Here is a 17790-nt window from a genome sequence, read left to right as displayed (position 1 = left end):
CCGGTCAGCCGGACATCGCCGCGCGGTAGAAGGCCGCGAGCGCGTCGTCGAGGGGATGGGGCTGCGGCCTGCCCGAGGAGTCGAGCCCGTTCCACCTCTGCAGGTTCACCGCGACGGCCATCTGCCGTGTGCCGTCGGCACGGGTCATGGCCAGTGCTCCGGCGCCCCAGACCGTGCCGCCGTGGCCCCAGAAGGTGCCCTGCCCGGGAATCTCCATCGGGTGCAGGCCGAGGCCGTAGTCGATCGTCCTTCCCTCCTGGGAGACGACCGGGACGGTGCGTTGCATCTGCGCCAGTGACGACGGGCTGACGATCTCGCCGGCCAGCAGCATGCCGAAGAAGCGGTTGAGGTCCGTGACGGTCGATATCAGCGAGCCCGCCGGCCCCACCCATGACATGTCGTAGACGCTGTAGTCGCGCGGCGGGTCGATCATGCCGAACCACGCCTCGTAGATCTGCGAGTGCGGTCCGCCGACGTACGGTCCGGCGGGCAGTTCGGTCTCCCGGAGCCCGGCGCGCTCGATGACGTTGCGGGTGATGCAGCGCTCGGCCGTCATGCCGGTCACCCGTTCCAGGAGTTCGCCGAGGAGCAGGTAGTTGGTGTTGGAGTACACCCCCGGTGTGCCGCCCGGCGCGCCGACGGCGGGTGCGGTGACCCCCATCTCGATCAGTTCGGCGGGGTGGAACCGCGTGAACCGGTTGTCGTCCAGGCTCTGCGGCCCGGTGTCCGCGAGGGCGGGGAACGCCTTGAGGGAGGGGTAGGCGTGAGGGAGGTATTCGGCGAGGCCGCTGGTGTGGTTGATGAGCATCCGGACCGTGATCGCGTCACCGCGTCCGCCGGGAACCAGGTCCGGGAGGTACCGGCCGATCGGCGCATCGAGAGCGATCCGGCCGCTGTCGGCCTGCTGCAGCACCGCGGCGGCGGTGAAGGTCTTGGTGATGCTGCCGACACGGTGCCTCATGCCGGCGGTGACGGGGCGGCCGGTGGCGGCATCGGCGACCCCGGCGGCGCCGCGCCAGACCTGGTCGCCGTCGCGCACCTCGGCGAACAGGCCCGGCATTCCGGCGCGGTGGACGTTTTCGAGGGCGGCGTCGAGCTCGGCGGGATCCAGTGGGCTGTTCACGGCACGCGTCCTTCCGTATGTCCCGGGGTGAGCGCCGCGTCGGACGCCCGGCCCGGGTGCCAGGGCACGAGGGGCACGGCACTGCGTGCTGCCGGGCCTCTCGGCACGCTCATGCCCTCATTATGCACGCGGTGCGTGCAACACCAAGTGCATGGGTTAGGCTGAGCTCCGGCGAGAGGAGTGGGATGGCGGGCCGAAGGCGCTGGTCGACCGAGGAGATCCTGGATGCGGCGGCGGAGCTGCTGCGCACGGGCGACGCCGAGTCGTTCAGCGTGCGCAGGCTTGCCGCGGCCCTCGGGACCGACTCCTCCAGCCTCTACCGGCACTTCCGCAGCAAGACGGAACTGCTGCGGGCGGTCGCCGACCGGATCCTCGTGGCCGCCATGGACGGCTACCGCCCCGAGGGCGACTGGAAGCAGCGCATCACCGCCCTGGCCCTGCGTCTGAGGGAGGCCTTCGGTCAGCAGCCCCAGCTCGCCGCGGTCTGGGGACGCTATGCGTCGGGTGGCGCCGGTTCCCGGCTGGTCATGGAGGAGGTGCTGCAGGCCCTGCGGGCGTCGGGGCTGCCCGACGAGGAGATCCCGGCGCGCTACCACCGGCTCGCGGTCCTCATCGCCGCGTTGATCGCCTCGGAGGCCGGGGTCAGCACCATCACCCCCGAGGAGTACGAACAGGGCATGGAGCTGTTCCGCGTCGCGGTCCTGGGCGCCGACCCCGAACGCTTCCCCGCCCTGGCCCACTTCGCCCGTGACGTCCGTCCCCTCGGGGCGGACCGCCGGGCCGCGTTCGAAGAGATCCTCGCCGCCCAACTCGCCCACATCGAGGCCGCGATCAGCCCCGGCCGGCCCGGTGCGTCCGCCGGTTGCGGCGGCAGTCCATGATCGGCAAGCTGGTGGGCGTCCACGGGACATGACGGCACCGCGGCGACCGCCGAGGCCGCCGTGTGAGTGACGGGGGGATTCGATGAGTGACCGGCATGTGCGCAAGATGCTGCGGCGGACGGCGAGCGGGGAGCCCTTCGAGGTCGCCCCGGCCATCGCGACGTTGAGGAAGCTCGCCCGACTCGCCTTCATCGCCCAGCAGTTCGGGTACGAGTACGCAGACATACGGCAGGGCGGCGGGCCGCAGGGCAACGGGTTCGTGATGCTGCTCGTGCCCGACCCCCGTCCGCAGGCCCGCGCGCGGGCCGCGCGGAACCGGGCGCAGTACCCGGACGCGAGCGACGGCGGCGCGCTGCCGCCCCTGGTGCCCGAGGAGGTCGAACTCCTCAAGGCCCGCATCACGTTCGACATCACCACCCGGTACACCGACAGGCAGCGGATCGTGCTCACGGGTGTCGGTGCCGTTCCGCTGGCCGTGCCCATCGGCTTCCAGCTCGGCACGGGTGCCACCGCCGTTGTCCTGGCCGGTGCCGTCTGGGCCGCGCTGATGGCCCTCCTGCCCGTCGGATTCGCCGTCAACCGGCGCTACCGGGCCAAGTACGCCGCCCTCCTGCAGGCCGCCGGGTTCACACCGGTGACCGACGGGAGGGGGCGGCTGCGGTATCTGCCACCGGGCGGGCGGCTTCCCGGGCACGGCAATCCCTTCGCCGTAGGGACGTAGTGCCCGCGATGCCGGGCCGTCCCGTTGCGGGTTCCCGGCACGTCCGGCATCAGTGCAGGTCAAAATACCCGGGCAGCTCGCCGCACCCCCGTGTTACGTTCCAGAGGTCTGCTTCATCGCTCACGGGCGCCTGTGCCATGGAAGAGGTGTTTTTGTGCCCCGGATCGCGCCGAGCGCGCCTCCCCGCACCGCGTGATCACCGTCCCTTTCGCCGCCCGTCGCGCGGCGGATTCCCGGGACGGCATCCCGGTGTTTCCGCAGCCGCCCGAAAACCCCCAAAGGGGTGGACGCAGACCGTCCGCCACTGCCGGGCGTCCGGGTGCTTCCGAGGCCGCTCGGCCTGCTCTTGCTGTCCTCGTACCTCCCTCAGCAAGGAGCACCCCGGGTGTCCAGCAACAACACCGGCCCTCAGCACACCACCGCACACCACGTCCTCAGCACCGAGACCTTCACCTGCATCCGGTGCGGACTCACCGTGCCGGCGCTCGCGCCCGACGGCCCACGCCGTAACCACTGTCCGTCCTGCCTTCACTCCCGGCATGTCCTCGACCATGTCGAGGGCGGCGCCTCGACGTGCGGCTCGCGCATGAGCCCGATCTCCATCGCGGTGCTGCGCACCGGCGACTGGATGCTGATCCACCGCTGCGTCGGCTGCGACGAGCTGACCTCGAACCCGGTCTGCAGGGACGACAACCAGCTCATCCTGATGCGGATGGCCGTACGGCCGCTGGCCGAACCTCCCTTCCCGCTCGAAGCGTTCGGATCGCTGTGAGCACCCGTCACGGAAAGGACGGTTCAGCCATGCCGCGACGCAAACCCTCGCAGCAGCGCCGGCCGCAGCGGCACAAGGACGTGCTGCACGGCAGCGGCCGGCACCGGGGGCACGACTTCCGGTGCGTGGGCTGCCGGCTCGACGTCCCGCTCGACGCCCCCGGCACCGCGCACCGCAACCACTGCCCGACCTGCCTGACCAGCCTCCACGTCGACCACCGCGTCCCCGGCGACCGCGCCTCGGACTGCCACGGCCGCATGGAGGCTCTGAGCCTGGCCGTACGACCGGACGGCGAATGGATGATCATCCACCAGTGCCTGTCCTGCGACGAGCTCAGCGCCAACCGCATCGCCGGCGACGACAACGCCCTCGCCCTGATACGGCTGGCCCTCCGCCCGCTCCAGGACGGACGGGTCGCCCACGGCGCACTGCTCACCGCGCTGTGACATCACCGCGCCCGGGCGGACGCATCCCGTCCCCCGGGCGCCGCGCCGTCGCCGGGTGCCCAGCCCGCGGTTGCGCCCACGCGGCCGACGAGTTGAGCCGGCCCGGCTGACGATCCTGGAACGCACCGTCAACGGGCAGCCCGGCCTGGTCGCCCAGCAGGACGGCGTCATCGTGACCGTGTACGCGTTCGCCGTCGCAGGCGACCGGATCACGCGCATCTGGGGCGTACGCAACCCCCGGGAAGCTGCGGCCGTGGACGGTGAGCCACCGGTGACGCCGCGCTGCGCCGGCACCCGGCCGGCCGGCCCGGCACGCGAGGCGGGCCCCCGGTCGTGACGGGGGCCCGCGGCCGTGAGGGGCCCGCGTGGTCTCTGTCTCTGCCTGCTGGTCACGCCCGGCGCAGTGCGGAGCGGCCCGCGAAGCGTGCCGAGTCGCCCAGTTCCTCTTCGATCCGGATCAGCTGGTTGTACTTCGCCGTGCGGTCGGAGCGGGAGAGCGAGCCGGTCTTGATCTGGCCGCAGCCGGTCGCCACCGCCAGGTCCGCGATGGTGGTGTCCTCCGTCTCGCCCGACCGGTGCGACATGACGGCCGTCCAGCCCGCCTGGTGGGCCGTGGCCACCGCGGCCAGCGCCTCGGTGAGGGTCCCGATCTGATTGACCTTGATCAGGACCGAGTTGCCGACGCCGGTGCGGATGCCCTCGCGCAGCAGTGTCTCGTTGGTGCAGAACACGTCGTCGCCGGTGAGCTGGCAGCGGTCGCCGACGCGGGCGGTCAGCTCGCGCCAGCCGTCCAGGTCGTTCTCCGCCATCGGGTCCTCGATGGAGACGACGGGGTAGGCGTCGATGAGCTTGGCCAGGTAGTCGGCGTGCTCGGAGGGGGTGCGGCGCACCCCCTCGCCCGCGTAGTCGTACATCCCGTCGCGGAAGAACTCCGACGACGCCGGGTCCATGACCAGGCCGATGTCCGTGCCGGGGCGGTAGCCGGTGCGCTCGATGGCGCTCATCACGAAGTCGAGCGCCTCCTCGGCGGTACGCAGCGCGGGTGCGAAGCCGCCCTCGTCGCCGACGCCCGTGGAGTGCCCGGCGGCCAGCAGATCGCGGCGCAGGGTGTGGAAGACCTCGCTGCCCATGCGGACGGCTTCGGCGAAGGTGTCCGCGCCCACGGGCGCGATCATGAACTCCTGGAAATCCAGCGGATTGTCGGCGTGGGCGCCGCCGTTGACGATGTTCATCATCGGCAGCGGCAGGAGGTGGGCGTCGGCGCCGCCGAGGTAGCGGTAGAGGGGCCGGCGGTGGGCCGCCGCGGCGGCCCTGGCGGCGGCGAGGGAGACGCCGAGGATCGCGTTGGCGCCGAGCCGGGACTTCGTGGCGGTGCCGTCGAGGGCGATCAGCGCGGCGTCGAGGCCCGCCTGGTCCGCCGCGTCCCGGCCGTGCACGGACGCCGCGATCTCCCCGTTGACGTGGGCCACCGCGCGGTCGACGCCCTTGCCGTGCCAGCGCGCCAGGTCCTTGTCGCGCAGTTCCACGGCCTCCCGGGCGCCGGTGGAGGCGCCGGAGGGGACGGCGGCGCGCCCCAGGGATCCGTCCGCCAGGACGACGTCGACCTCGACCGTGGGGTTGCCCCGGCTGTCGATGATCCGGCGGGCGGTGACGGTCTCGATGGCGGCGTCGACGGTTCCGGCTGCCTTTGCGGACATGGGGAGGTCCTTCCCGTTGTCGTGTGCCGTGGCCCTGGCTGCGACAACGCTGGCGCTGAGCCCGACAACGCCAAACCCTACAGCAATGCTGCTCAGTTTTGCTGTGCAGCATTGCTGTGCAGCATTGCTGTGCAGGTCAGGTGCACAGTTGTGCTGACCAGCGAGGTAAAGTGCCCTATGCCCACCCCGGAAGCCGCCGCCATCGCCGCCGAACTGCGCACCGCGATGAGCAAGCTCACCCGACGCGTCAAACACGAGGACCGCATCCCGCTGGGCCAGGTCGCCGTGCTCGGCGCACTCGACCGCAACGGCGCCATGACCACCAGCGACCTCGCCGCCGATCAGCGCGTACGGCCCCAGTCGATGGCCCGGGCGGTGGGGCTGCTCATGGAACAGAACCTGATCACGCGCCGGGCGCACCCCACGGACGGCCGCAAGTCGCTGGTCGAGCTGTCGGACGCGGGCCGGGCCGCGCTCGAAGCGGAGCGCGGCCGCCGGGTCGGCTGGCTCGCGCAGGCCATCGAGGCCGAACTCACGGACGAGGAGCAGGCGTTGCTGGCCCGCAGCGCCGCCCTGCTGGAGCGGCTCGCCACACGCCCCTAGGGCCTGTTCGTTCGGGCCAAGCTCCGGATACCGGGGCCGGGGCGCAGCGGGTACCCGGGGCAGCCCTCGCCCCGCCTTCGGGAATGGATCACGGCCTGCCGTGGCTGTCGAGTGTGGATCACGCCGGGGCGGCGGTTGCGGCTCTCGGCATTGGCGAATTCTGAGGGAGTGTCAGCATCGTGTCCGATACACAGCCCGCGGTCGAACGTGTGCGTGTTTCCGCGGAGCCCGACTGGTACGAGTCGGCCGGCATCTCGCTCGGCATCCGCGTCGGGAACCTGGTCTTCACATCGGGACAGGCCCCGATCGACGCCCAAGGGGCCACGGTCGGCGTGGGGGACTTCGAGGCCCAGGCCCGTCAGGCGCTCGCGAATCTGTCCACGGTGCTGACGAACGCGGGCTCCAGCCTCGCCGACACGGTCAAGGCGACCGTGTGGGTCACCGACATCACGCAGCAGGACGTCTTCGCCCGACTGCGCGCGGAACACTTCCCGGACAAGCCGCACCTCGCGGAGTCGTTCGTCGAGGTCTCCTCGCTCGCCGATCCCGAGTGGATGATCGAGATCGAGGCGATCGGTCTCATTCGCTGAGCCACCACGAACCGGGCCGCTGACCGCGACGCGAAGAGGGCCGGCACCCCGTAAGGTGCCGGCCCTCTGTCAGATCAGGTGCGGCGGCTTCGGCCTGCCGCTGTCCTCACAGTGCGCGGACGCGCGAGGCCTGCGGGCCCTTGGGACCCTGCACGACGTCGAACTCCACGTGCTGGTTCTCCTCCAGGCTGCGGAAGCCCGAGCTGTCGATCTCCGAGTAGTGCACGAAGACGTCCGGACCGCCGCCGGCCTGGGCGATGAAGCCGAAGCCCTTCTCGGCGTTGAACCACTTGACGGTGCCCTGAGTCATTGCTGCTCCTTACAGGGGCTGGTGTGAGGAATCCGCACCGTGCGGTATTCCCGGCCGGTTCACGACGCGGCCTGCTCCAGCGGCCTGGAGGACAAGCTTCGCGCCCGCAACATCGTTCTCTGCGAGCATGCGACTGACACAAACACACAAGTAAAACTGCGACCGCTTCGTACAACCGGGCCGCACACCCGTTCATTCCCGGCCCCGGGGATCCAGTGGGCACCCTTGGCGGCTCGGCCGGTTCGGCAGCTGTGGGCCTTCGCCCGGTCAGGGGGCGGCCGGTTCGCCGATGCCGTGCAGCAGGGTGTCGACGACGCGTGTGGCGGCCGCGTCCACGGCGGCGTCGGTGTCCGGTGCCCCGGCCGCTGCCTCGTGGATGAGGGCGTAGTAGACGCGCCGTGCCCAGTCGGGGTCGGTGTCGGGCCGGAGCAGGCCGGTCTCGATCGGCGCCCGCGTCCCGCACGGAGGGCCCATCGCCTGCACGACGGCCAAGGCCGCGCTCACCGCGTTCGGCAAGGCGCTCGTCCACGAGTTCGGCCCGCGGGGCGTGCGCGTGAACACGGGTGTCTCACGCCGAGCTGCCGGCCGGGGTGCCCTCGGCGATGGGCATGCTCATCGACGGTTCGTCGAACCGGACGAGGTCGCGGCGCTCGTCGCGTATCTCGCCTCACCGCTCGCCGCCGCGACGACCGGCGCCGACCACCTCATCGCGCCGAACTCTCGGCCTGCGCCCAGTCGTCAGGACGGCATCCGGGCGGCACCGGACGGCGGCAGGGCGGCTGTTGCGGTTCAGCCGGTGTGCAAGATCCGGAAGCGGTCGGGGTGCGCCGGGTCCCGGTCGGCGACCTGGACCGGCGGCCATGCCCACTGCCGGACGCCGGTGCCCGGCGTGCGGGAGAACCGGATCTGCCCGCGGGTGCCTTCGACCGCCACGCGCGGCCAGGACCCGGCGGTACGTGCCCGGTCCGTGCTGCCGTGGGAGCGCAGTGCTTCGGCGAGGACGGCGATCGTGTCGTAGCCCTCGAAGGCGACGAAGGAGGGCGCTTGGGCCAGCCGCTCGCGCAGGGCCGTCTCGACGCGTGCGCCGAGGGGGGTCGGGCGCTCGGGCAGGTAGCGCAGGAACGGGACCGCGGCGCCGTCGTCGCCCAGCAGCGCCGCCCATTCGGTGAACTCCGGCTGCCCGGCCGGAGCGCCGATCAGGATCTGGGCGAGGCGCCGGTCGCGGCGCACGGACCTCACGATCGACACCGCCGGCTCCGGGTGGCCGGCCAGGAGAAGCAGGGCCGTCGCGCGGCTGCCGACGAGTTCGTCGCACACGGCCGCGGGGGTGAGCGCGTTCATGTCGAGTTCGACGACGGTGCCGCCGCGGGGGGCGAGGTGGTCCCGCAGGATGCGGGTCCCGGACGCCCAGTAGACGCTCGGCTGGGTGGCCACGGCGATGCGGCTGTGGCCCGCGCCGAGGAGGAAGTCCGCGTAGATCCGCCAGCCGTGGGACTGCGCGGGGGCCAGGCGCGCGACCCACTGCGTCGGCTGTTCGGTGAGCGCGTCGAGGACCGCCGACGAGCACAGGAACGGCAGGCCGAGGGCGTCGGCCCGGGCGGCGGCGGCACGCGCGACGACGCTGTGGTACTCCCCCGCCAGGGCGGCCACGCCCAGGCGGGCCAGTTCCTCCACGGCCGCCGCGGCCCTGTGCGGATCGGCCGCGGTGTCCCGGACGACCAGTTCGAGTGGCCTTCCGGTGATCCCGCCGGTGTCGTTGACCTCGCGCACGGCCAGCTCGAGTCCGGCGAGCAGGTGCCGGCCCGCCTCGGCCCAGCCGGGCCGGGTCAGCGGAACGAGGGCGCCGATCCGGACGGTTGACCCGTCGGTCCGCTCGGCTGCGGGCGGCGGCGGTGATGGTGGCGTACTCATGCCGGACATTGATCCACCGTCACCAGCGGCAGGCAACCGGTTATCCGTTCGCACCCCCTCCCCCCTTCCAGAATACCCCCCTGGGGTATATCGTTCGGGCTTCGGAAAGCATACCCCCATGGGGTATTTGCGTTTGGGAGGGATCTAGCGATGTCAACCGTCGATCCGCGGCGCTGGTGGGCGCTGGTGGTGCTGGCCGCCGCACAGTTCATGGTCATCATGGACACCTCGATCATCGGGGTGGCCCTTCCGGAGATGCAGCGTGACCTGGGCTTCTCCCAGGGCGGCCTGCAGTGGGTCTTCAACGCCTACGTCATCGCCTTCGGCGGGCTGCTGCTGCTCGGCGGCCGGCTGTCCGACCTGCTGGGCGCCAGGCGGGTCTTCGCCGGCGGCTGGATCGTGCTGATCGCCGGATCCGTCGTCGCCGCCGCCGCGAGCACGGCCTGGGTGGAGGTCGTGGGCCGCGCCGTCCAGGGCGCGGGCGGAGCGCTGATCGCACCCGCCTCCATGACGCTGCTGATGATGCTCTTCGGCCACAACCCCCGGGAACTCGGCAAGGCCATGGCCCTCTACGGTGCCGCCGCCCCCGCCGGAGGCACCGCGGGCGTCTTCCTGGGCGGTGTGTTCACCGAGTGGGCGAGCTGGCCCTGGGTCTTCATCATCTACGTCCCCATCGGCATCGCGACCCTGGCCGCCACCGGGCTCCTGCCCGCCGTCGCGCCCAGCCGCGGCTCGGTCGACGTCCTCGGTGCCGTGTTCGCCACCGCCGGCCTGGCGCTCGCCGTGTTCGCCGTGGTCCGCGCGCCCGAGGCCGGCTGGGGCGCCGGCCGGACGGTGCTGGAACTGCTCGGCGCCGCCGTCCTGCTGGCCCTGTTCCTCGTCGTGCAGAAGTCGGTGCGGACACCGCTGATGCCGCTGCGCGTGTGGCGCACCCCGGGCCTGGGCGTCTCCAACCTGGCGATGACGCTGCTGGGCGCCGCCTGGATCCCGATGTGGTACTTCCTCAACCTCTACCTGCAGCAGGTGCTGGGCTACGGAGCCTTCGCCAGCGGCGCCGCCCTGCTGCCGATGACCGGCCTGCTGATGGTCTTCATGACCCTTGTCACCGCCCGCCTGCTGGGCCGCCTCGGCGCCAGGCCGCTGATCTCGGGCGGCCTGTTCGTGCTGGCCGCGGGCCTGGTCTGGCTGGCGGCGGCCGAGCCCACCGGCACCTTCGCCGTCGACGTCCTGCCGGCCTCGCTGGTCGCCGCGACCGGCATGTCGCTCGCCTACATCCCGGCCATGATGTCGGCGGTCTCCGGCGTGCCGCAGGAACAGGCCGGCCTGGCCTCCGGCATCGTCAACACCACCTACCAGGCCGGTTCCGCCCTCGGCCTCGCCGCCCTGACCGCCCTGGCCACCTCGCAGGGCGCGGACCGGACCGGTGACCTGCCCGCCCTGACCGACGGCTTCAGCGCCGCCTTCCTCGGCGCCGCGGCCGTCGCCGCCGCGGGCGGCCTGCTGACGGCCGTGCTGATGCGCGGGCGGACGGCGCCCGGCGCCGAGGAGCCCGCGGCTGCGGACAGCGCATCCGTCAACACCTGATCCATGGGCTGCCGGTGCGTCCTGGCAGCCGGCGGGGCCGTTGCATGCCGACGACGTCGGCGCAACGGCCCCGTCCCGTCTTTACGGCACCGGGGGCGCCCGGCGGGCAGCGGTCGCCGCCGATACTGGAGGCTTTGCTCTGGGGGGAGGGGGCCTTTGGCGTGACGTGGTCGACGGGGCTGCTCGGATTCGCCGCAGGGCTGCTGATCTCCGTCGCGACGGCTCCCGTGGGGGTTCTCCGGTGCCATGTTCATGCTGCCCGTGCAGGTCAGTGTCCTCGGGGTGCCGAGCCCGGCGGTGACGCCGACGAACCTGTGTTCAACGTCGTGTCCGGCCCGAGCGCGCTGCTGTGCCGCCACAGGGCCGGACGCCTGGGCGGACCGCTGGCCCGTGTGCTGATCGCGGGCACCGTGCCAGGAGTGGTCGCCGGCGCGGTGATCCGCGTGTTCGCCGTCCCGGGCCCGCACGTCTTCCGGCTCTTCATCGCCACCCTGCTCCTGCCGCTCGGGTCATGGCTGTGGCTGCGTACCCTGCGGCCGGCCGGAGCCGCCGCACCGGGCAGCCCTCACCCCGCGCCACCACCGCGCCGGCCGTGGCCGTCGGCATCGCCGGAGGCATCTACGGCATCGGGGGCGGCTCCCTGCTCGGGCCGATCCTGGCCGGCCGCGGGGTACCGGTCGCCGTCGTGGCGCCCGCCGCCCTGGCCTCCACCTTCGTGACGTCCGTGGCCGGCGCGGCCACCTACGCGCTGCTGTCGCCGGCCGCCCCGGGCGACATCGCCCCGGACTGGCTGCTCGGCCTGTCCTGCGGCCTGGGCGGCCTGATCGGCGGCTGTCTCGGTGCCCGCCTCCAGCCGCACCTGCCCGAGACCGCGCTCCGGCTGCTCCTGGGCGCCGTCGCCACGGGAATCGGCACGCTCTACGCGGTCCAGGTCCTGCGGGGCTGAGCCCGCCCGGCACTTGCCGGTGCCCGGCCGGGCTCCCCGGCCCCCCGGCCGCCCAGCTGCCCGGCTGCCCGGCTGCCCGGGCAGGGTGACCAACCATGCCGTATCGCGGTGCGGGAGACGGGCGGCCGAAAGAGGGTGGGGGCGGGCCCGGCGGCCCGCCCCCACCCTCCTGGGATGTGCTCTCAGCTTGCGGCCTTGAAGCCGCGCAGTCGTAGGGAGTTGCCGACGACGAAGACGGAGGAAAAGGCCATGGCGGCTCCGGCGATCATGGGGTTGAGGAGTCCGGCCGCGGCGAGGGGGAGGGCGGCGATGTTGTAGGCGAAGGCCCAGAAGAGGTTGGACTTGATGGTGCCCAGGGTCTTGCGGGCCAGCCGGATGGCGTCGGCGGCGGCGCGCAGGTCGCCGCGGACGAGGGTGAGGTCGCCGGCCTCGATGGCGGCGTCGGTGCCGGTGCCCATGGCCAGCCCGAGGTCGGCCTGGGCGAGCGCGGCGGCGTCGTTGACGCCGTCACCGACCATCGCCACCGAACGTCCCTCGGCCTGCAGGCGCTTGACGACGTCGACCTTGTCCTCGGGCATCACCTCGGCGATCACGTGCTCGGCGCCGATGCCGACCTCACGGGCGACGGACTCGGCCACGGCCCGGTTGTCCCCGGTGAGCAGGACCGGGGTCAGGCCGAGGGCGCGCAGCCGGGTGATCGCCTCGGTGCTGGTGTCCTTGACCGCGTCGGCGACCTCCAGGACCGCCCTGGCCTCGCCGTCCCAGGCGACGGCGATGGCGGTGCGGCCCGCCGTCTCCGCTTCGGCCTTCGCCCGGGCCAGGTCCGCCGGAAGGGCCATGGCCCACTCGGCGAGCAGCTGCTCCCGGCCGGCCAGGACGGCGTGTCCGTCGACGATGCCCTGCACGCCGAGGCCGGGGACGTTCGCGAAGTCCTCCGGGGCGGGCAGCGGCCCCAGCTTCGCCGCGGCCGCGTCGGCGACGGCGCGGGCGATCGGGTGTTCGGAGGCGTGCTCCAGGGCGCCCGCCAGGCGCAGCACCTCGGTCTCGTCGGTCCCGTCGGCGGTGTGGACGGCGAGCAGGGTCATGCGTCCGGTGGTGACGGTGCCGGTCTTGTCCAGGACGATGGTGTCGACCCGGCGGGTGGACTCCAGGACCTCGGGTCCCTTGATGAGGATGCCGAGCTGGGCGCCGCGTCCGGTGCCGACCATCAGCGCGGTCGGGGTGGCCAGGCCCAGGGCGCAGGGGCAGGCGATGATCAGCACCGCGACGGCGGCGGTGAACGCGGCGGTCAGTCCGGCGCCGTTGCCGATCCAGAAGCCGAGGGTGGCCAGCGCGAGGGCGATGACGACGGGGACGAAGACGCCGGAGATCTTGTCGGCGAGCCGCTGGGCGGCGGCCTTGCCGTTCTGCGCGTCCTCGACCAGCTTCGCCATCCGCGCGAGCTGGGTGTCGGCGCCGACCCGGGTGGCCTCGACGACCAGCCGGCCGCCCGCGTTCACCGTCGCCCCCGTCACCGCGTCCCCGGCACCGACCTCCACCGGCACCGACTCGCCGGTGAGCATCGAGGCGTCCACCGCGGAGGAGCCCTCGACGACCGTGCCGTCGGTGGCGATCTTCTCGCCCGGGCGTACCAGGAACCGGTCGCCGACCGCCAGTTCCGCCACCGGGATCTGCACCTCGCCGCCGTCGCGCAGCACGGTGACGTCCTTGGCGCCCAGCTCCAGCAGGGCCTTCAGCGCGGCACCCGCCTTGCGCTTGGACCGCGCCTCGAAGTAGCGGCCGGCCAGGATGAAGGCGGTCACGCCGGCGGCGGCCTCCAGGTAGATGTTCCCGGCGCCGTCACTGCGGGCGATGGTCAGCTCGAAGGGGTGCGTCATGCCCGGCGTGCCCGCGGTGCCGAAGAACAGCGCCCACAGCGACCAGGCGAACGCCGCCGCCGTACCGACCGAGATCAGTGTGTCCATCGTGGCCGCGCCGTGCCGCGCGTTGGTCACGGCAGCCCGGTGGAAGGGCCATGCCGCATAGGTGACCACCGGCGCGGCCAGCGTCAGCGACAGCCACTGCCAGTAGGTGAACTGCAGCGCCGGCACCATCGCCATCGCGATCACCGGCACGGCCAGCACCACCGCGGTCACCAGCCGCTGCCTGAGCGGCCGCAGCTCGTCGGCCTCCTCGGCGGCTTCCGCTCCCGGCGCGGGCTCGGGCCGTGCCGGCTCGGGCTCGCGCGCGGTGTACCCGGTCGCCTCCACCGTGGCGATCAGCTCCGGCACGGACACCCCGGCGCCGTAGCTGACCTTGGCTTTCTCCGTCGCGTAGTTGACCGTGGCGGTGACCCCCTCCATCCGGTTCAGCTTCTTCTCGATCCGGGCGGCGCACGAGGCACAGGTCATCCCGCCGATGGCGAGTTCCACCTCTGCTGTGTCGGGGACCGTGGTGGCCATCACTGCTCCTGGGCTGTTCGGAGGACATGGGGAGGGGAGGGGAAGGGCGGCCGGGCCCGCGGGCGGGCCCGGCGTGTGCGGGCCCTTCAGGCCGCGCGGCCGGTGAGTTCGTAGCCGGCGTCGTCGACGACCTTGGCCAGCAGCGCGTCGTCGGGCTCGTCCGAGGTGGTGACGGCGACCTGGCCGGCCTCGAGGTCGACGTCGACCGCCAGGACCCCGTCCAGGGCACCGATCTCCTTGGTGAGCGTGGCCTTGCAGTGCCCGCAGGTCATCCCGGAGACGTTGTAGACGGTGGTGACGCCCGCGGTGACCGTGGCGGTGGCGGTGCCGGTGGAGCAGCTGCCGTCAGGGGTGCAGCAGGACATGGTTCCTCCTAGACGAGACGATCGCGTACCCCCCAGGGGTACGGCGGGACGTTCCACAGGTATACCCCCTCGGGGTATGTTTGGCAAACCCGGAGGGCGCACAGTCATACCCCTATGGGGTTTGCAGTCCGGGGGTCGGTTCACAGAAGCGGCGACGCCGGCGAGAGAGGTGCGTCATGGACACCGGAGTAAAAGATCACTGTCTTCGCTGCCGCGCTCGCGGCCACCTTCGGCGCACCGCCTACGGAGCCGGCACGGCGGTCGATCCCGCAGCCGCGAAGAGCCGGGCCGCCAGGAGCACCGTCCACGCCGGTACGACCGCGCCCGGCAGCACACCGCAGCCGGCGGCCGGCGAAGCGCACGGCGGCACCAGCCACCGGCACTGATCCGCCGCCCCCGCCCCGCAGACAAAGGAAGCAAGGGAGGGAGGGAGGAGGGAGGGCACCGGACGGCGAAGAGCCCTTGTTCCCGGCCGGACGGCGGGGAACAAGGGCTCTTTACGCGGAGCGCCGGGCAGGCCTTGCACCTGCATCTCCCCGCAGGAAGCGGGGCGTCTTTCCTTGGACCACCAACGCACGGACACAGCCGCCGGAGCGGACCGCATCACCAAGATCAACTATACCGCGGCGCAGCACCGGCGGCGAACGTCCGGCTCACTCCCCCGCGCCGGGTTCCGGCACCGGCTTGCCGGGCGGGGTGAAGGCGGCGAGCACCGTGGCGGTGATGTGGTCGGCGGCGCGGCCGGAGGTGAGGCGGCCGGCGCGGATCTCGTCGGCGGCGCTGTGCATGACCGAGTGCAGGACGTTGACCAGCCAGGCGATCGGCAGGTCCGTGCGGAAGACCTGCTCGGCGCGGCCGCGGGCGATGATGCCCTCGACGCGGGCGGCGGGGCCGCTGTGCAGCTCACGGATGCGCCCGGCGGGCAGCTCCCGCTGGGCGGCGGCGAGCAGGGCGCGCGCCTGGTCCACCAGATGCCAGCCGACCTCGATGTATCGCGCCAGCGCGACCAGCGGATCCCCGGTCAGGTCGACGGCGTCCAGCGCCTCGTTGCCCCGGTCGATGGCACGGCTCATCGCCGCGTCGACGACCTCCGCCCGGGAGGCGAAGTGCGCGTACAGCGTCACCCGGCCGACGCCCGCGGCGCGGGCGATCTCGCTGAGGCTCGCCTCCGGGTTGCGTCCCAGGCACTCGGCCGCGGCCTGCACGATCGCGTCGATGCTCCGCAGGGCGTCGGCGCGTTTGGCGGTGCTTTTGCTGCCCATGCCCCCACCCTACCCGACCAATCCGAACAGCACTGTTTGGGTTACGGCCTTCACTGCTCTAACCTGAACACACCTGTATGAGTTATGGATGAGGGGTGGGCGCCATGAGCGACACGGAAGCCACAAGCACGCACGCACCGCAAGCGCCCCACCCACGGCGCTGGCCGGTCCTCGGCCTGCTCGGGCTGGCGCAGCTGATGCTGATCCTCGACATCACCGTGGTCGCGATCGCGCTGCCCGGCATGGGCGCCGAACTCGGCCTGGACCGTGCCGCCCTGACGTGGGTGGTCAGCGGCTACGCCCTCGCCTTCGGCAGCCTGATGCTGCTCGGCGGCCGGGCCGCGGACCTGTTCGGCGCCAGGCGGATCGTGCTGGCCGGCCTCGCCCTGTTCACCGCCGCCTCCCTCGCCGCCGGGCTCGCCACCGGCGCACCGCTGCTGCTGGGCGCCCGGGTCGTCCAGGGAGCGGGCGCCGCGCTGCTCTCCCCCGCCGCGCTGTCCGTCGTGGTGCGGCTGTTCGACGGCGACGAACGCAACCGGGCGCTGGGGATCTGGTCGGCGCTCGGCGGCGGGGGCGCCGCCCTCGGCGTGCTGCTGGGCGGGCTGATCACGGCCGGGCCGGGCTGGGCCTGGGTCTTCTTCGTCAACGTCCCCGTCGGGCTGGCCGTCCTCGTCGTGCTCGCCCGGATTCTGCCCGTGCTGCCCCGCGCGGGTGGCGGCTCCCTGGACGTGCCGGGCGCCGCCCTGGTCGCCGCGGGGACCGGTGCCCTCATCTACGCGCTGATCCGGGCCGGGGACCACGGCTGGCTCGACGCGGTCTCCCTGTCGCTCGTGGCCTGCGCCGCCGTCGCGTACGCCGTCTTCGCCGCCTGGCAGCGCCGGGCGTCCGCACCGCTGATGAACCTGCGTCTGCTCGGCCGGCGCCCGGTCGTGGCGGGCATCTTCGTGATCGCGGTGGCCACCGCCTTGATGGTGGGGGTCTTCTTCCTCGGCTCCTTCTACCTCCAGAACCACCAAGGCCACGGTGCGCTGACGACCGGCGTGCTGTTCCTGCCGGTGGCGCTGGTGACGATGGCCGCCGCCACCGCCGCCGGCCGCGTGATCGGCCTGACCGGGGCGCGGTCGCCGGCCGCGGCGGCCCTGCTCGTCGCGGCCGGCGGATTCCTGGTGCCGGTGCTGTGGTCCGGCACCGCCGCCATGGTCACCGGCGTGAGCATCGCCGCGGCCGGACTCGGTGCCCTGTTCGTCGTCGCCTCGGCGACCGCGCTCGGCGGCGTCGCCCCTCACGAAGCCGGGGTGGCCTCCGGAATCGTCAGCACCTTCCACGAGTTCGGCGCCTCGGCCGGCGCCGCGGCCGTCTCCAGCGCCGCGGCCGCCGGCATCACCGCACACACCGCGGCCCGGGCCGCCTCCGGCTTCGACGACGCGTTCCTCGTCGCCGCCGGCGTCGCCGCGGGCTCCGCCCTCATCGCGGCGTGGCTGGTACCGTCCGCCGATGACTAGCCCGAACGACTCCTACGAGCTGCGCGCCGGCGTGCCCTCCGTCGAGGTCTTCCGGCGCCTGCGCACCGACGCCGGCCTCTCGGACAAGGCACCCGAAGCCGTCGCGCCCGCCCTGCTCAACACGTGGTACGGGGTGGTCCTCCACCACGAGGGGGAGCCCATCGGCATGGGGCGCATCATCGGCGACGGCGGTACCGCATTCCAGATCGTCGACATCTGCGTCCATCCCGCGCACCAAGGACGCGGCCTCGGCACCCGCATCATGGCCGCGCTCACCGGGGAACTCGAGCGGCGGGCACCGGCCACCGCCTACGTCTCGCTCATCGCCGACGGTCCCGCGCGGTTCCTGTACCAGAAGTTCGGCTTCGCCGACACCGCCGCACACGACTCGATCGGCATGTTCCGCGTGATGGGCGCAGGCCCCGGCTCCGGCGGGTCGCGGGCCGGGGCACGGACGGGGCCCGCCGGGGGCCGGCCGGCCGGATGAGGCGGGCTGCCCGGCCGGCCGGCCGAGGAATGTGGGCGGCCCCGTCCAGGGCGCACAGTGCGGGGCCGCCCGGGCCCTGCAGTCCTGTCAACGCAAGGCCCTACGACGCTAGAACGCGGCGGTGCACCACGCACGCCCGGCGCATCGCC

18 protein-coding genes and 2 pseudogenes are annotated in these 17790 nt (G+C 72.9%); 12 read left to right on the top strand and 8 right to left on the bottom strand.

The annotated features are described in order from the left end of the window. Positions 1-4: 4 nt before the first annotated feature. Positions 5-1123, bottom strand: a complete 1119-nt coding sequence (locus H0H10_RS23485) for a serine hydrolase domain-containing protein (protein ID WP_188183062.1) — start codon at positions 1121-1123, stop codon at positions 5-7. 185 nt (positions 1124-1308) lie between these two features. Here H0H10_RS23485 and H0H10_RS23480 point away from each other — a divergent pair, with 185 nt between their 5' ends. The 5 genes from H0H10_RS23480 (at position 1309) to H0H10_RS40175 (ending at position 4280) form a co-directional block, all read left to right on the top strand. Beyond that, positions 1309-2004: a TetR/AcrR family transcriptional regulator gene (locus H0H10_RS23480; RefSeq protein ID WP_188183061.1), complete on the top strand. Its 696-nt coding sequence runs from the start codon at positions 1309-1311 to the stop codon at positions 2002-2004. Positions 2005-2086: 82 nt separating this feature from the next. Continuing rightward, positions 2087-2725: a hypothetical protein gene (locus H0H10_RS23475; protein ID WP_188183060.1), complete on the top strand. Its 639-nt coding sequence runs from the start codon at positions 2087-2089 to the stop codon at positions 2723-2725. A gap of 385 nt (positions 2726-3110) precedes the next feature. Beyond that, complete coding sequence (locus tag H0H10_RS23470; protein WP_188183059.1) at positions 3111-3497, top strand: RNHCP domain-containing protein; 387 nt, start codon at positions 3111-3113, stop codon at positions 3495-3497. A 29-nt stretch (positions 3498-3526) separates the two neighbouring features. Beyond that, a complete protein-coding gene (locus H0H10_RS23465) occupies positions 3527-3943 on the top strand; it encodes an RNHCP domain-containing protein (protein WP_188183058.1) in 417 nt (138 codons plus the stop codon). Positions 3944-3998: 55 nt separating this feature from the next. Next, complete coding sequence (locus H0H10_RS40175; RefSeq protein WP_223180302.1) at positions 3999-4280, top strand: hypothetical protein; 282 nt, start codon at positions 3999-4001, stop codon at positions 4278-4280. A 52-nt stretch (positions 4281-4332) separates the two neighbouring features. Here the strand turns inward: H0H10_RS40175 and eno are convergent, their stop codons facing one another. After that, a complete protein-coding gene (gene eno, locus H0H10_RS23455) occupies positions 4333-5640 on the bottom strand; it encodes a phosphopyruvate hydratase (RefSeq protein WP_188183057.1) in 1308 nt (435 codons plus the stop codon). A 177-nt stretch (positions 5641-5817) separates the two neighbouring features. On the opposite strand from eno, the gene H0H10_RS23450 reads away from it, so the two are divergent. Then, entirely contained in the window at positions 5818-6243 is a 426-nt protein-coding gene (locus H0H10_RS23450) for a MarR family winged helix-turn-helix transcriptional regulator (protein WP_188183056.1), read from the top strand. A 179-nt stretch (positions 6244-6422) separates the two neighbouring features. After that, positions 6423-6833, top strand: a complete 411-nt coding sequence (locus H0H10_RS23445; protein WP_188183055.1) for a RidA family protein — start codon at positions 6423-6425, stop codon at positions 6831-6833. Between the two features lie 106 nt (positions 6834-6939). Here the strand turns inward: H0H10_RS23445 and H0H10_RS23440 are convergent, their stop codons facing one another. Both H0H10_RS23440 and H0H10_RS23435 read right to left on the bottom strand, forming a co-directional pair. Continuing rightward, a complete protein-coding gene (locus H0H10_RS23440) occupies positions 6940-7143 on the bottom strand; it encodes a cold-shock protein (RefSeq protein ID WP_188183054.1) in 204 nt (67 codons plus the stop codon). A 267-nt stretch (positions 7144-7410) separates the two neighbouring features. Then, on the bottom strand, positions 7411-7635 hold the full coding sequence (locus H0H10_RS23435) for a hypothetical protein (protein WP_188183077.1): 225 nt from the start codon (positions 7633-7635) through the stop codon (positions 7411-7413). Here H0H10_RS23435 and H0H10_RS40990 point away from each other — a divergent pair. Further along, a pseudogene (locus tag H0H10_RS40990) lies at positions 7559-7789 on the top strand (hypothetical protein); the annotation flags it as partial. The gene H0H10_RS23435 and the pseudogene H0H10_RS40990 overlap by 77 nt on opposite strands. A 143-nt stretch (positions 7790-7932) precedes the next feature. On the opposite strand, the gene H0H10_RS23425 reads toward H0H10_RS40990, so the two are convergent. Continuing rightward, positions 7933-9054: an ABC transporter substrate-binding protein gene (locus tag H0H10_RS23425; RefSeq protein ID WP_188183053.1), complete on the bottom strand. Its 1122-nt coding sequence runs from the start codon at positions 9052-9054 to the stop codon at positions 7933-7935. 150 nt (positions 9055-9204) lie between these two features. On the opposite strand from H0H10_RS23425, the gene H0H10_RS23420 reads away from it, so the two are divergent. Both H0H10_RS23420 and H0H10_RS23415 read left to right on the top strand, forming a co-directional pair. After that, positions 9205-10638, top strand: a complete 1434-nt coding sequence (locus tag H0H10_RS23420; RefSeq protein WP_188183052.1) for an MFS transporter — start codon at positions 9205-9207, stop codon at positions 10636-10638. A 161-nt stretch (positions 10639-10799) separates the two neighbouring features. After that, a pseudogene (locus H0H10_RS23415) lies at positions 10800-11584 on the top strand (TSUP family transporter). A 182-nt stretch (positions 11585-11766) separates the two neighbouring features. Here H0H10_RS23415 and H0H10_RS23410 read toward each other — a convergent pair. The 3 genes from H0H10_RS23410 to H0H10_RS23400 all read right to left on the bottom strand — a co-directional run bounded on the left by H0H10_RS23410 (position 11767) and on the right by H0H10_RS23400 (position 15652). Next, positions 11767-14025: a heavy metal translocating P-type ATPase gene (locus H0H10_RS23410; protein ID WP_188183051.1), complete on the bottom strand. Its 2259-nt coding sequence runs from the start codon at positions 14023-14025 to the stop codon at positions 11767-11769. An 86-nt stretch (positions 14026-14111) separates the two neighbouring features. Further along, positions 14112-14390 carry a heavy-metal-associated domain-containing protein gene (locus H0H10_RS23405; RefSeq protein ID WP_188183050.1) on the bottom strand — a complete coding sequence of 93 codons (279 nt, stop codon included), beginning with the start codon at positions 14388-14390 and terminating at the stop codon, positions 14112-14114. A 653-nt stretch (positions 14391-15043) separates the two neighbouring features. Then, positions 15044-15652: a TetR/AcrR family transcriptional regulator gene (locus H0H10_RS23400; protein WP_188183049.1), complete on the bottom strand. Its 609-nt coding sequence runs from the start codon at positions 15650-15652 to the stop codon at positions 15044-15046. A gap of 104 nt (positions 15653-15756) precedes the next feature. Between H0H10_RS23400 and H0H10_RS23395 the strand changes: the two genes are divergently transcribed. Continuing rightward, on the top strand, positions 15757-17154 hold the full coding sequence (locus H0H10_RS23395; RefSeq protein WP_188183048.1) for an MFS transporter: 1398 nt from the start codon (positions 15757-15759) through the stop codon (positions 17152-17154). Continuing rightward, complete coding sequence (locus H0H10_RS23390; protein ID WP_188183047.1) at positions 17147-17641, top strand: GNAT family N-acetyltransferase; 495 nt, start codon at positions 17147-17149, stop codon at positions 17639-17641. Before H0H10_RS23395 ends, H0H10_RS23390 begins: the two co-directional genes overlap by 8 nt. Positions 17642-17790: the final 149 nt, after the last annotated feature.

Origin of the sequence: Streptomyces griseicoloratus, from assembly GCF_014534645.1 — a bacterium.
In the GTDB taxonomy this organism is placed as follows: Bacteria; Actinomycetota; Actinomycetes; order Streptomycetales; family Streptomycetaceae; genus Streptomyces; species Streptomyces griseicoloratus.
The sequence above is the reverse complement of the archived record's forward strand: the minus strand, read 5'-3'. Positions and strand labels throughout refer to the sequence as shown.